At 67.1% G+C, this 14256-nt stretch carries 10 protein-coding genes and 3 pseudogenes; 2 read left to right on the forward strand and 11 right to left on the reverse strand.

Annotated features, from left to right (window positions below; translation table 11 throughout):
- Positions 1-317 precede the first annotated feature (317 nt).
- Positions 318-1105 (reverse strand): annotated as a pseudogene (locus KS423_RS06575) (DNA/RNA helicase domain-containing protein); the annotation flags it as partial.
- Positions 1106-1405: 300 nt separating this feature from the next.
- On the opposite strand from KS423_RS06575, the pseudogene KS423_RS06580 reads away from it, so the two are divergent.
- Positions 1406-2556, forward strand: a pseudogene (locus KS423_RS06580) (IS701 family transposase).
- 80 nt (positions 2557-2636) lie between these two features.
- Here the strand turns inward: KS423_RS06580 and KS423_RS06585 are convergent.
- Positions 2637-3530 (reverse strand): hypothetical protein, encoded by an 894-nt coding sequence (locus KS423_RS06585; RefSeq protein WP_224276006.1) that lies wholly within the window; start codon positions 3528-3530, stop codon positions 2637-2639.
- A 64-nt stretch (positions 3531-3594) separates the two neighbouring features.
- Positions 3595-4749: a hypothetical protein gene (locus tag KS423_RS06590; protein ID WP_224276008.1), complete on the reverse strand. Its 1155-nt coding sequence runs from the start codon at positions 4747-4749 to the stop codon at positions 3595-3597.
- Positions 4750-5029: 280 nt separating this feature from the next.
- Here KS423_RS06590 and KS423_RS06595 point away from each other — a divergent pair, with 280 nt between their 5' ends.
- Entirely contained in the window at positions 5030-5179 is a 150-nt protein-coding gene (locus KS423_RS06595; protein WP_224276010.1) for a hypothetical protein, read from the forward strand.
- 76 nt (positions 5180-5255) lie between these two features.
- Here the strand turns inward: KS423_RS06595 and KS423_RS06600 are convergent, their stop codons facing one another.
- From KS423_RS06600 to KS423_RS06635, 8 genes and pseudogenes are all read right to left on the reverse strand, one after another.
- Positions 5256-6770, reverse strand: a complete 1515-nt coding sequence (locus KS423_RS06600) for a hypothetical protein (RefSeq protein ID WP_224276023.1) — start codon at positions 6768-6770, stop codon at positions 5256-5258.
- Positions 6771-6881: 111 nt separating this feature from the next.
- A pseudogene (locus KS423_RS48420) lies at positions 6882-7091 on the reverse strand (AAA family ATPase); the annotation flags it as partial.
- A 78-nt stretch (positions 7092-7169) separates the two neighbouring features.
- A complete protein-coding gene (locus tag KS423_RS06610) occupies positions 7170-8999 on the reverse strand; it encodes an ATP-binding protein (RefSeq protein WP_224276012.1) in 1830 nt (609 codons plus the stop codon).
- On the reverse strand, positions 8996-9478 hold the full coding sequence (locus tag KS423_RS06615) for an ABC-three component system middle component 2 (protein WP_224276014.1): 483 nt from the start codon (positions 9476-9478) through the stop codon (positions 8996-8998). Before KS423_RS06615 ends, KS423_RS06610 begins: the two co-directional genes overlap by 4 nt.
- Positions 9479-9480: 2 nt before the next feature.
- Positions 9481-10638, reverse strand: a complete 1158-nt coding sequence (locus KS423_RS06620; RefSeq protein WP_224276016.1) for an ABC-three component system protein — start codon at positions 10636-10638, stop codon at positions 9481-9483.
- A gap of 609 nt (positions 10639-11247) precedes the next feature.
- Entirely contained in the window at positions 11248-12555 is a 1308-nt protein-coding gene (locus KS423_RS06625; protein WP_224276018.1) for an NAD(P)/FAD-dependent oxidoreductase, read from the reverse strand.
- Positions 12556-12672: 117 nt separating this feature from the next.
- A complete protein-coding gene (locus KS423_RS06630) occupies positions 12673-13104 on the reverse strand; it encodes a nuclear transport factor 2 family protein (RefSeq protein ID WP_374119909.1) in 432 nt (143 codons plus the stop codon).
- 7 nt (positions 13105-13111) lie between these two features.
- On the reverse strand, positions 13112-13915 hold the full coding sequence (locus tag KS423_RS06635; protein WP_224276020.1) for an MBL fold metallo-hydrolase: 804 nt from the start codon (positions 13913-13915) through the stop codon (positions 13112-13114).
- Between the last annotated feature and the right edge of the window lie 341 nt (positions 13916-14256).

A 14256-nucleotide genomic window follows, 5' to 3' on the forward strand; every position in this document is an offset into this window, starting at 1 on the left:
GAGACCATCGAGGCGGCCCGTGACCGGCCGCCGCAAGGCCGCGACCGGCACTGCCAGACCGCAGCCGACACCAACATCGCCCGACCGCCCGTCGCTACCACCAGTACGCCGCCTGCGCCTACGACTGGGCACTGAAATACGTCGGCGCCCCAATGGCAACCGGCACCTCGGCTACGCCCATGCCTATGCCGAGCAGGCCGCCCACCACGCCCCCCGCCAGGGCCCGCTGGACTCTCACCCTGCCCCGCCCGCAACTGGCTGACCGACCGGCTGCCGGTCGACTTCACTGGCGACGAACTTGGTGCGTCTCCGGGTCTGTCGAGCCCGTTGCGTTGGGCGGTTATGAAGCTGTTGAAGTACTTGAACAGGTCCTGCACCGCACGCTTCCGGGCGCCAGCGACCCGACGCATCGTGGTGGTGAACGAGCTGGACCCAGTTGCGTGCAGAGCCCCGAGGAGGGACAGCGCGATGACGCTCTTCCCGGTACCGGGCCCGCCCGTGATGACGACGACCTCCTTGTGGTCGGACTGCTGCGCCTGGCGGACCGCGCGCAGCACCAGCTCGTAGGCGACCCGCTGTTCGTCCAGCAGAACGAACTGCTCGCGCTCGCGGACCTCTTCGGCGGCGACCGCCATCAGCTGCTTGGACGGGGCCACCTTGCCCGCGAGCAACTGGTCCGCCGCGTCGGCGCCGGAGACCGGCTTCAGCTTCGACTGGAGGTACTGGATGAACTCCCCGCGGCGCTCGTCGGTGAAGAGCCGGCCGCGCTCGCCTGCGGCACCTCGTAGAGGCCCTGGACGCCGAACTCCGTCGCGTTGTGGAGGAAGGCCACGCCGGAGAGCCGCTCGGGGTGGGTGGCGAGTCCGCCGTTGAAGGAGACCAGGTAGTCGCAGTAGCCGCGGACCTGCTCGATCGGGTTCAGCACCGGCCGGGTGTAGGCGTCGACCCGGCAGAGCAGGGGCTCGCCGTCCTCCGGCAGCGCGCTGCTCCACTGCTTGAGCTCGACCACCACGTAGGACGGTTCGCCCGTGGTCGGGTGGACGCCGGCGAGTATGGCGTCCGCGCGCTGGCTGTTGAGCGGCAGTGCGTACTCGAGGAGTACCTCCGCACGGATCGGGAGCCGGCGCATGCCGAGCGAATCCCGGGTGCACAGAGCCCGTGACGCCCTCTCGCACCCGTAGCACCGCCGGTCGGTCATCGGCGCCGGGTACCGCGGGTTGCGTGATGGCCGGCGACGGGTGCGGGAGCGTGCCTATCGGCTCAGCCACTCCGGTGGCCGACTGGGCTCGATTGAGGCCGGTGCGGCCGGTGCATCTTCTAGGCGTCCGCGCAGGCTTAGTACTGCAACCGCATCTGTCGTTACCGCTGGCGTTCGGCGTCGTTGGTATGACTGTGTGCTGATGAGCTGACGGTTGAGCAGGTCGAGTCGTGGTCCGAGGGGATAGTGGGCTTCCATGCCCGCTTCGCGCACCGTTTCGGCAGGTCGGAGCCACGGGAGCGTGCTCTGGACTACCTGACCGGGCTGCTGGCGCCCCTGGAGCGGAAAAACGGCTGGACGCTGTCCGAACAGGTCGGCCAGTCACGCCCGGACGGCGTCCAGCGCCTGCTCAACCACTCCGAGTGGGACGCGGACGCGGTCCGCGACGACGTGCGCGACTTTGTGAGACCATCGGCGCCAAGGACGGAATCCTGATCGGCGACGACACGGGGTTCCTGAAGAAGGGCACCCGCTCGGCCGGCGTCCAGCGCCAATACACCGGCACCGCCGGTCGGACGGAAAATTGCCAGATCGGCACGTTCCTGGCCTACACCTCGTCCAAAGGCCGCGCGCTGATCGACCGCGAGCTGTACCTCCCCAAGTCGTGGACCGACGACCGTGCGCGGTGCCAGGCCGCCGGGATCGACGACGAGGTGCCGTTCGCGACCAAGAACGAACACCTGAAGTGGATGCTGCAGCGTGCGATCGACGCGGAAGTGCCGTTCGCGTGGGTCACCGCCGACGAGGCATACGGGCAGGTCAAGCACCTGCGGTTCTGGCTGGAGGAACGCCGCATCGCCCACGTGATGGCCACCAAGGTCAACGACACGGTGATCACCGCCAATGGGACGAACACCCGCGTGGACGCCCTGATCAACTCGCTGCTCCGGCAGGCATGGAAGCGCCTGTCCGGTGGCCAGGGCGCGCACGGCGAGCGGATCTACGACTGGGCTCGTGTCGTGATCCGCCCGGTGTGGGAGAACGGTTTCGGGCACTGGGTCCTGGCTCGCCGATCCGTCAGCGACCCCAGCGAGATCGCCTACTACGTCTGCTACGGCCCCGTCGGCACCCGTCTCAAAGACCTGGTCAAGGTGGCCGCCGCCCGGTGGGCGGTCGAGGAGTCGTTCCAGGTCGCGAAGAACGAGTGCGGCCTGGACCACTACCAGGTCCGGCTCTACCGGGCCTGGTACCGGCACATCACCCTGGCCATGGCCACCCTGGCCTATCTGACCGCCGTCCGGGCCCAAGAAGCCGCAAAAGGGGCACCAGCGACGACGAAAACGAGCTCATACCCCTGAGCGTCCCCGAGATCCGCCGCTTGATGGGCCACCTCATCGTCACACCCCGCCACCACACCAACGAGCACCATCTGCGCTGGTCACGCTTCCGCCGACGCAGCCAGGCCCGAGCCCGCCGCTCCCACTACAAACGCCGAGGCCACAACCCCCAGATGCGGTTGCAGTATTAGGCCAGGGCGGTCACGGAACTGGAGCACGAGATCGCAGTATTGGTCACCTTTGAAGGGTGACCGTGACCGCACGTCGGGCACGTCGAGCAGGTACGAGCTACCGTCCGGCCCCAGGTCGAGGACCACCGTCAGCTCTGGGACCGGGACTAGCTTGACCGCGCCCGCAAGGCTTTCCTTGTGAATCCCTTTAAGCCGCGCGAGTTGTGCCCGCAGATCGCCGTCGGTGCGGGGGTCGATCTGCTGCTGATGGGCCGCTTCGACCAGCCGCAGCGCGAGGTGGACGAATGCCTCCTGCTCGTCGGCTGTCAGGGGCCTAAGCTTTCCACCATTGCTGTCGTGGCCGACCAGCGAGTCCGAGCTGTCGACGTAGACCAGTTGGTGAACCAAGCTGTTGCGAAGCAGTGCTGTCCCGTCGTAGGTGAGTGCAGTGGCCTTCCATATGTCCGCCGGGAGGAACGCTGGGGTGCCCACTTGGGCTCGCGCGAGCGCCCGCTTCCTCTCGATGCTGAACCCCCGCCTCTGGTCCGGTGTCTCGCCGGCCAGCGTGACGGCTTCCTCGAGGAAGAGATCGGCGATCTTCCAGGCTGCGCCGAAGAGAAGGGGTCGGATACGGAGGAGGGCGACACAGCCGTCCGGGGTGGCCCCCATGACGTCGCCGGCCGTCACGAACGCGCGAACCGAACCGTCTGCCGGATCCAGTACTGCCCGCCGAACGCCTGAGCTGGTCGGCGGGATGATCGGCATCGCCCGGAGCAGAGTGTCCCGCTCGAGGGCTACAGCCTGTTCGAAGTCGGACCATGTCACGTGATCACCGTAGGCGCCGGCGCTCAGGAGCGCGCGCCGAATCCGATGGCATCTCGCCGCCTCGCTACCGGGCGGGTAGGCCGGCCACCAAAGGGCGAAGGGGCGCTGGGGTCAGGAGATCGGCACGGTGGCGGCCACCCTCGTCGGCCACGGCCAGGGCTGCTTCGGTCCCCTCCGCCACGAACAGCAGCGACAGTGCTGACGAACACTGTTGACTTGGCGTCGGGTTCGGCTCAGCCAACCCCACCCGAATCAGGTCCCGGCTGAGCGAAAACAGCATGCCGTAGATCCACTTCTCGCTGGCCGGCCCGGGAAGGCCATCTGCGATCTCAGCCTCGACGGCTGCGCACAAGTCCTCCGCCCACGTGGCGAGGGTGCCAGCCGCCTGCCAGACGGCACGCAGTCGCTCCAGCGGAGTGTCCCGGACGAGCGTATGGAGATGGTGAAGGATGCTGCTCTCCGGCAACCCCGGCAACCGGTGTGCGGGTGCGTCGCGGAGGGCCTGGAGAGGATCGCCGTTATTGGTCTCCAGCAGGTAGGCGCCGGGGTTGAGATCACTGACTCCGGAGCGGCTTCGAACGACCCGGGCGATCGTCTCCGGCCCGATGCCGTCGGCTCCAAGCAGGATCCCGAGCACGGAGTGGAACGTCAGTCCGGCGTTGTCCAGCGGTTCAGCGCCGCCGGAGCCGTCCAGGGCGCCGATCGTGGGCCAGAACTCGGCGAGGGCCGGGAGCTCGCGCAACGCCTTGTCGATCTTGCGGATCCGTCGGCTCACCCCGACCGTACGGTGTTGATGCTCGAGAGCGATTCGGGACGCGCCGTCCCCCACCCAGTCATCCGGATCGGTCCCGGCTGGAAGCGGGCCGAGGTTCTTCCGCAGATCCTCGGCCATCGCGAGCACATGCCAGCCGAACGCGGCGCGTACAGAGTCCTCAGGGACGCGCAGGCCCTCGGCGAAGGCGCCCAGGATGAGGTGGTCGCGACTCCCTCCCTGCTTCTGGTGGTTCCCCAACCACACCACCAGCTCGCCGATCTCGTCGTCGGCGGCTGAGGAACTGCCGCCGACCGGCCGTCCGGGCCAGGTGCGCTCGTTGGGCGGGAGCAGCGGGTCCGGCTTGCCGCGCCAGCGTTCCAACTGCCGGGCGGTGACCTCGACCCCTTGGGCCTTGGCGTACGCGATCAGACGGGCATCGGCGGGGCTGGGTGAGCTGCGAGCCATGGCGAGACGGTAGCGGTCCGACCAGCCACCGAAGTAGAACTCCCCGAAGTTGCCGGGAATCTGAAGACGGGCCTCCTGCTCAGATGGTAATGGCGGGCGATGCGGCAGCCACGCGGCGCAGCATCGAGCCGGGCAGACAGCTGCGGCTATTCCACATCCCGTCAGTTATCCACAGGCGCAGGAAACCTCTGCGCGCCAGGGCCGGTAGTGACCGTGACCTGCGGTCGCTCCGGGCTGGCGCGACGAGGCCCTGCCCGAGATCCGGAAGGAGGCTGAACCCATGATCGAGCGCAGGTTTCGCCGGCGCCCGCTGGCCGACAGCGCCCGCGGCGCCGAGACCCCGCTTCCCCAGTGGCTGGAGTACGTGCGAGGCGCGCTCCAGGCGCTGGCGGCTGTGGTGGCCATCGTGGTCAATCTGCACCGCTGGTGAACGGGGAGGGGTGCCGCACGGGCATCCCTCGCCGGCCTCACTGCCGCCCGACCCCCGTCGGGCGAGTGGCCCAGGCTCAGGCAGGGTAGAAGCCTCTCCTGCTCGCCCCGGAGGTATGGAACGGGTGAAGCGTCGCCTGGCCGCTGAGATCGTCTGGGGGGTCAACGTTCTCAACGATGATGACCTGGGCACTCGGGTCGTCGTGTAGCGATCGATAGAAATTGGCGATTACGTCGAAAGGGATCGCGCCGATTCCCCCAAAGGCGAGCGGGGAGTCGAGCACGATGAAGCCCGGGTGCAGGCGGCTTCGGTTTGCCGCGAAACGGGCAAGCGCTACGGTGAAAGCTGCGTGGGCGATTGAGCGCATCCCACGCCCGAGCATATTTCGGGGAAGATTACCCACCGACATGTCGGCGGTCTTTTGGTTGTAGGAGACGCGAATATCTCCGGGAATTCTCCACCTCGCCAAAGTTGCATGCACGGCAGTTTCGAAGCCGGAAATATCGGCTTCGGGAATTCCATCCGGCCGGGACTTCTTTGCGCTCTCAAGGCGTTGGATCTGAACATGCAAGGCCAGGTCGGCCTGAATCTGAGTTTTAGACGTGAGCAGTTCATTGATGCCGTCGCTTAGCGGCGCGAGTAGTCCATTGAGGCGGGCTACTTCAATTCTAATGTCATCGGTCTCTATGGCGAGCTCTGCATACTCGCTTTCCAAGGTGCGCAGCTGTTCGGCAAGGTCCGCCATCGTGGCGCTCAGATCATCGCGAAGTCCAGCCGTCTTGCGAATTTCCTCCCCAGCGGCAACCTGAAGTTGCTGCGCGTCACCCATCTGATGCCCAGGGTTCTGATGCCCGGGTGCCGCCCCGCAGAATACACAAGGGCCGTTTTGGGAGAAGTAGCCCAAAAGGTTTCCCGCCTCAGCAACCATTTGAAGGCGTCCAAGATCGGACTCATACTGCTGATTGAGGAGGTCGAAGCGGCCAAGAAGGGCCTCAAGCTCACCTGCGCGCTCACGGTTCCCGGCGACCCGCGAGGATACGAACCGCTCGCGTTCAACGAGCGCAAAGCGGCGTGCAACCAGCTCCTCATTGGTTGCTGCCGCAGCGGCCAGGGATTCCTCGACCTGGGTAAGCTGATTCTGGAGGTCGAATTCGCTGGCAGGGATCGCCAGCCTGCTCTGGGCATCGGCGATGAGATCGTCGAGAAGATCCGCCCTTCCCAACCCGATATTCTTTTCTACGTCGCCGGGGCCGACAAAACTCTCTGGCTCGTCTTCCCCGGTCAGGAGGAGCTTGAAAACAGACCTCTCTGCCACCGCGTTCGCCGTCTGCCCGGAGGCTAGGACCGGAGAGCGCGTGTCGGAAATCCTCTCGCTGTTGATCACGCACAGGCGGGCCAAATCCCTGAAACCGAGGGTGCGGAACTGCCCGTGTCTGGCGCTCTTCAAAAGGTTCCGACCATCCGCCCCAAGGATCTTCAGTAGATAGCGGGACAGGTTGTTGTCCGCTTGCGGGCTGTGTAGGACGCGCAGCTGCCGATTTGGGGCAGGAAAGGGAAAGTCCCGAATGTCCGCCTCGTATACCTCGACCATATTACTGCCCACCGCCCGGGCGAGGGTTAGAACATCGCCAGCAGCAGTGCGCAGTCCCAAAAGGAGATGAGTGTATCCATGTGACTCGGGGATTGATTTAATCCGAGGCCCGCCGAGCGTGTAGTCGATGGCCTCAACAATATACGACTTTCCAGTTTCCGACGCCCCATGGATAACCGTTAGGCGGGGTCCGAACTCTACGCTCGCTGGCGGCCTACCCGGACCTACCGAGGTGAGATGCACCAGGGTTAGGGCGCTCACTGCTCTTTTCCCTCCTGTGACTACCGAGTTCATCCGGGCCACAGTGTGTGGCCCGGACATGGCGGCCGCCGCCGCAGCACCACCGGCGCTGGCAGCATCCCCCGGACCCTCATGCTGACCCCGCTGGCACCTGCTCGATCAGCCCGTTGGAGCCGCAGGGTAGAACCCCACTCGCTCCGCCCCGGCAGTCCTGAACGGGTGCAGCGTCGCCTGCTCACCCAGGTCCTGGGGTGGGTTGACGTTCTCGGCCACGATGATCTGTACGTTGAGTTCGTCGTAGAGTGACTGGAAGAAGTGGCCGACTACGTTGCGGGGCATCACGAAGTCCTCATCGGGCTCACGGTAGGCGAGCAGCGGAGAGTCCAGTACGACGAAGCCCGGGTGGGGCAGTTCGTGCTCCGCCGTGTAGCGCGCGAGGGCCATTGTGAATGCCGCGTGGATGACCGAGCGCATGCCTCTGCCGCGGCTGCCGCGAGGGCTGCCGTCCACCGAGATCTCGGCCGTCTTCTGGTCGTAGCTGACACGATTGGCACCAGGGAGCTGCCAAGAGGCCAGGATCTCGTGCATCGTGCGCTCGAAGTCGGCGACATCCGATGCGGGAATTCCCTCTGGGCGGGCGGTTTCGGGAGTGGCCGGCGTGCTCGACAGGCTGGCCCTCATCTCTTCGAGCTGTTGAACCTGGGCGTGGATGGAGAGATCGGCTTGCACCTTGCTTCGGGTCGACAGGATGGCCTTGGTGTCCTCGTTCAGTGGTGCGAGGCGCTGGTCGAGGATGGCGAGCTCGCGGGTGAGCGCGCTGCTGCCGGCAATCAGTGAGGCGTGGTCTCCCTCCAACAACCTCAGCTGCTCTTCGAGGTCATCCATAGTGGTGAGTAGGTCGGCATGGAGTTCGGTCGTCTTGCGGATCTCAGCGGCAACGGCGACCTGGAGCTGCTCCGTCTCGGCCGTCTGGTGGTCGGGCTGCTGGTGCTCGGGGGCTGCTCCGCAGAAGATGCATGGGCCTTCCCGGAAGAAGTAGCCGAGAAGGCTGCCAGCTTCGGCGACCATCCGCAGGCGATCGAGGTCGGACTCGTACTGCTGGCGCAGGAGTCCGAAGCGGCCGATGAGTGTGCGGAGTTCCCCAATACGTTCGCGGTTCACGGTGGTCCGCGTCTGCAGTAGCCGCTCCCGCTCGACCAGCGCGGAACGATCGGTGACCAGGTCTCTGGCGGCTGCCGATGCGTTGACCAAGCTCTCTTCCAGCCTCCGCAGCTGGTCAAGCAGCTCGGATTCGCTGCTTGCGATCTCCAGGCGGCTCTGCGCCTGGGTGATGAGCTGGTCGAGAAGTTCGATCTTTCCTTTGCCTACCTTCTTCTCAACGTTGCTCGCGCCGGTTGGGCCCTCGGGCTCATCCTCGCCAGTCAGGAGGAGCTTGAAGACGGACTTGTCCTCCGTCTCCTTGATCGTCTGGCGGGAAGCGAGGACTGGAGACCGCCCGTCTGCCATCGGTGTATCGGTGATGACGCAGAGGTGGGCAAGGTCCCGGAAGCTGAGTGTGCGCAGTACGCGGCGAGCGTTCTTCAGGACCCGCCGGCCGTCGACCCCGACGATCTTCAGCAGGTAGCGGGACAGGTTGTTCTCTGCCTTGGGGTCATGCTTGAGATTGAGCGTTCGGTTCGGTGCCACGGCTGGAAGGCTCCGCAGGTCGTCCTCGAAAACGTCGACCTTGGTGCCTCCCATTTCCCGGCACAGGGTGACGATCTGACCGTCGGCGGTATGGAGGCCGAGCAGCATGTGGGTGTAGCCATCGGCCTGGCTGATTGTCTTTAGCTTGGTGGCGCCCAGCATGTAGTCGATGGCTTCGACGATGTAGGACTTGCCGGTCTCGGATGCCCCGTAGATGACAGTCAGGTGGGGGCCGAACTCGACGCTCGCCGGCGGCTTGTCCGGGCCTACCGAGGTGAGGTGCATCAGGGCCAGGGCGCTCATTGGCCTTCGTCCCTTCTGTGGCCGGTGGCTTCGGCGCGCAGTTGGTCGGTCCAACGCCGGGTGATCTGCTTCATGTCTTCTCGAACATCTACGCCGTCGTGGAGATAGTGCTCAGCCAGCCATGCGGCGCGGTCCTTGAGCGCGCCGACGTAGTCGGCCTTGAGCGTCTCCAGGAAGCTGGCGGCTTCCTCCGTCGCGCCATAGAGAAAGCCGCCCTCGTCGGTGGTCATGTCCGCCAGGCCAGCCCGCAGGAGTACAACCAGTCCCTGCTCCACGAGAGCGCGGCGCAGGCCAAGCTCACCGGGCCCGGCGGGCAGGTCCGGTTGGAGACTGTCCGGGCCTCCGTCGAAGTCTCCGCTGTGCAGCAGGGCATGGTCGAGGTAGACGAGTTCGGCGACGTCCAGGCGGTCTGGGAAGGCTTCGGTCAGGAGGACGAGTGCTCGGATGCCTACTTCTACGGGTCCGTTGAGGGGGGTCATCGTCACTCCTCCTCTCGCTTGCACCAGGTCAGGCGGTGGTCATTGGCGAGGTGGTGGCACAGGCCCTTTTTGTCGAGGCCAGTCACGACCGCAGCCAGGATGTTCGCTGGGTTGGGGTGGTGGCTCGATGCAGCAATTAGCACTTGACGCAGCCGCTCGTATCCGTCGTTGTACGGGCCGTCTGCCACGTCGTAGACAGCATGGTAGAGATCGTTTTCGATCGCCCTGTAGGTGGCAGGTGGCACGCTCTCGCGGGCAAACACGCGCAGCGCCTCGGCACTGTAGAAGGCTTCGCGCTGGAGGATCAGGTGTTCCTTGGTCTTCTGGTGGTCCCGGGCCTCCTGCAGTGTCTGCAGAGTCAGGCCGTGCTTCTCGTTGTAGACATCGAGAAGCTTTCGGACGAAGACCGCCTCGTTGGCGGCTTGTTCAGCCGGCGGTTGCTCCACATCGGGGCGGGCCGGAAGCTGCTGTGGAAAGCGTCGAACGTGGTCTGGGGTCTTGCTGTGCATCTCCAGGATCCACTTCATCGCCGCTGGCTGGAACATGGAGAACTCTGTGTCTTGAGCCAGTTCCTCGACGGCAGCCCGTTCCTCCGCGCTCAGGTCGGTTCCGAGGGTTGATCGTTCCTTGTTCCACTCCTCGAAGAACTTCGCCTTCATGGCCTTCGGCTTGAGGAACAGACGCTCCAGAGTGATCCCGATCTTCGGCGCCACAAAGACGTACAGCGTGGGAAGCTCGTAGTCACCGCGGACCTTCGCCAGGAAGATCTTGACCATCTCCGGCCACGCGTCGGACGGCCTAAGCGCTGCGCTGTAGTGCTTGCACTGGTAGCAGTGCCACTCGCCCTCTGTACCCTCCAGCGTGAGGCAGGCGGCGATGTCCGCGCCCTTGTCTCCGGCTCCGCCCATCCGCTGAACCCGGACATAGGGGTACTCCAGGGCATGCACCCACTCGGCGGTGAAGTCCTCCCATTCGTCCTCTTTGCACCCGTAACGGAGGAACTCCTCCGGCGTTGGTAGGCGTGCACCCTGCATCCGCGGAGCCAGGACAACCACGTCCGGTGACTTGCGCTCCGGGAACCCTTCGAAGATCGGAACAGGCGCGTCGCCCCCCGCTCCAGACGCCTCAGCCATGTCCCTCCACGTCAGGTAGTAGCGCAAGATCAGCTCTCCGTAGTCCTATCACCCCGATGCCCGCCGGGGGAATGTGTCTACATACCAATCCGGCATCACGAGGGAACGGCAATGGGATCTTGCAGGTCGCGTCAGGTCGTGCGTGCGAATCCATGCCCATCGCGCGGCTTTTCCGACGCTGGTAGCCCCAGGCCGGTTGGCGGCCCGAGCGGCGGTCGCCTCCAGTTCGCTGGGCGCCATCAGTCGCTGATTGTTGAGGCTCCTGGGCCTGAATATGGAGCATCCGGGTAGCGGCGCCGCGGCGCGGCTTGATGCTGCCACGCGGGTCGGTGGCGAGCCGTTCCTCACCCAAGGAGAACGGCTGGCGGCAAGGCTGGCGCCGGCGGCACAGAACCTGGGTGACAGTCGCCGTAGGTGTGGGATCGTTTCATCGCCGACGACTCCTTCGGGGGAAGAGCGGGTCGGGCACCGGAACCGGCGGTCAAGCGGCCGGATGGGTCGCTCGACATGGTTTCTCCCTACTCGGCGAGGGTTGTACGCCCGCCGGATGGAGCCCTGGCCACCGAACCGGTCCCGTTCGTGCGGCCCGCAGCGATGACCGGTTGGCTTGTCGCCGACCAGGGCTCCTGCTGTGTCTCAGACGTCGCCGAGGGGGACGTTCGAATCCGCCAGGCGGTCGGTGTCCACCACGCGCTTGGAGACGATCAGTTCGCGGATCGGGTCGGTGACGTCCCAGATGTTCATGTTCATACCGGCGAGGACCCGGCCGTCCTTGAGCCAGAACGCGATGAACTCGTTGGCCTTCACGTCCCCTCGGAACACGACCCGGTCGTAGCCGTCGGGCTCGACGTAGCCGAGGTATTCCATGCTCAGCTTGTCCCGTGAGGCCACCGGCTCGTTAGGATGCCGGGGTGTCCACTCGGCATCCGTGAAGAAGTACGGGATCCGGTCGTACACCGCGTCCGGCTGCCCGAGCAGCGCGCGGGCGGCGGTCTGCGGCTGGTTGAGCGCGTTGGCCCAGTGCTCGACCCGGATGTGCCTGTCGAACAGCGGGTGGTAGGCGTTGGCGACGTCGCCGGCCGCGTAGACGTCAGGGTCCGAGGTGCGCAGGTGCCGGTCGGTCCTGATCCCGTTGTCGACCTCCAGCCCGGCCGCTTCGGCGAGGCCGGTGGCGGGGGCGATGCCGATGCCGACGACCACCGCGTCGGCCGCCACCGTCGTGCCGTCGGCGAGCTTCACGCCGCTCACCGTGCCGCCCTCGCCGGTCAGTTCGGCCACTTTGACGCCGAAGCGCAGGTCCACGCCGTGCTCCCGGTGCAGGTCGGCGAAGACCTGGGCGACCTCCCGGCCGAGCACCCGCAGCAGCGGCAGTTCGAGCGCCTCCAGCACCGTCACCTCGGCGCCCGCCTCCCGGGCCGCGGCCGCCACCTCCAGTCCGATCCAGCCCGCGCCGATCACCGCGATCCGCGACCCCGGCCGCAGCGCCGCCTTGATCCGGTCGCTGTCCTCGACCCGGCGCAGGTACAGCACCCCGTCCTGGTCCGCGCCGGGCACCGGCAGCCTGCGCGGCACCGAACCGGTGGTCAGCAGCAGCTTGGCGTACTCCACCCGGCCGTTGTCGGCGAGCGTCACGGTGTGTCCGGCCGGGTCGATCGAGGCCACCGCCGTGCCCAGCCGCAGCGTGACGTCGTGCTCCGCGTACCACTGCGGCGGGTGGACGTAGATCTTCTCCCGGGGCGTCTTGCCCAGCAGGTAGCCCTTGGACAGCGGCGGCCGCTCGTACGGCCGCTCGTGCTCCTCGCCGATCAGGACGATGCCGCCCCGGTACCCGGCCTCGCGCAGCGCCTCGGCCGCCTTCGCGCCGCCCAGGGACGCCCCGACGATGACGACCGGGCGCTCCCGCCCGCCGCTCGCTCCGGTGCTCCCGGTGTCCGTGCCCGCCATGCTCGACTCCTCGTTCTCCGGCCGTGGTCGGGGTCAGCCTGCCGCCGTCCGGGTGGCCTGTCGAGAGCGCACCTGGCGCGCCGCGCCGCGCTCGCCCGTACGGGTGAACGCGGGGCCTCACCCGGTCATCGCGTCCCTGACCAGCGCGGTGTCGGTGAACTGTTCGAAGCGCACGATCCGGCCGCCGCGCACGGTGAAGCGGTGGGCGACCCGGACCGCGAGGGGTTTTCCGGTGGCCTTGTGGACGGCCGTGTAGCGGCCCAGCACCACCACGGTCTCGCCGTCCACCACGTAGGTGTCGTCGTGCGCCGTCCAGTTGTCCCACTCGGCGGCCAGCCGCTCCATCACGTTGGCGGTGACGCCCTTCGGGGTGCGGTAGGTGCCGGCCAGCGGGAAGCCGGCCATCTCGGTCCACTCGACGTCCTCGGCCAGGGTGGTGCGCAGCGAGGCCAGGTCGCCCCGGGAGGCGGCCAGGTACTGGCGGCGCACCACGTCGGCGGGGGCGGGCGACTCGGCGAAGGAGGCGACGTCCCGGGGGATCTCGATCACGGTCAGCTCACCCCCAGGCCATCTCGCCCAGGGCGACCTTGGTGCCGATGTCCACCGCGATCCGCAGTCCCAGTTTCGGGAACCGCCGTTCCAGCGCCGCCTTGGCGGCGGCCGCGTCCGGGGCCCGGCCGATCTCGGTCTCGAAGGCGCGCAGGTAGGCGCGGGTGTGGTCGACGGCGGTGTGGTCGGTGGGTGCGCCGGCCGTCCGGTGGCCGGCCGCCACCCAGGTCGCTTGGAGCGCCTCGATGCCGTCCAACAGGTCGATCCAGGCGGCCCGTTGGGCGGAGGTGGGGGTGTCGGCGGTCCACACGTGCAGGCCCTCGAAGAGCAGCACCCCGCCCAGCACGGCGCGGTGGTGGTGCTGCCAGAGGTAGTGCCGGTCCGGCAGGTGGAAGTCGGCGCCGCGCAGCTCGAAGCGATGGCCCTCGAAGACGATCTCGTCGCTGTGCATCACCTCCGGCCGCACCAGCCGGGTGGGAAGCTCCGGGCCCAGGTGCGCCCAGGCGCGCAGCTTGCTTTCGTAGGTCTCCTGGATGCGCTCGACGGTCGAGGCGGTGGCCAGGAAGCGGGCCTGCGGGTAGGCGTCCTGGACCTCCTGGGCGCCGAAGTAGAAGTCCGGGTCGCCGTGGCTGACGAAGACGGTGGTCAGCCGCTTGCCGCTCGCCTTGATCCGCTCGACCAGGCGGCGCCCGTCGGAGCGGGTGAACCCGGCGTCGACCAGCAGAGCGTCCTGCGGGCCGGTGACCAGGACGGAGGTCTTGTTGAGCGAGCTGTCAGGGCTGTCGATGATCTCGAAGTCGAGTGCGCTCATGCGCCCACCTCGCTCCGCTCGGCGGGCGCTTCGCGCAACACGCACCTCTCGATGACTTCCCCCCGGCCTTCGGCCGGGGGGACCCCCATGCTTCGCTCGCTCATGTGCCTTTCGTCCTTCCTCGGGTCGGCACGCCTCGCCGCCAGCATCGGCGCTGGGAGCGGCGTCCGCATCCGGAGGGTCGGAGCGGCCGCCCCGTCACCGGGCCGGGCCCAGCCGCAGCACTGCCAGCGACCCCAGCGCGGTCGCCGCGGCGAGCGGCACCCAGAGCATCCCGGGACCGGAGGCCAGCAACGCCGTCAGCACGGCCGGCGCGGCCGCCCGGCCCACGCCCGCCGACA

The sequence above is a fragment of the Streptomyces sp. LS1784 genome (assembly GCF_020103755.1).
Lineage (GTDB): Bacteria > Actinomycetota > Actinomycetes > Streptomycetales > Streptomycetaceae > Kitasatospora.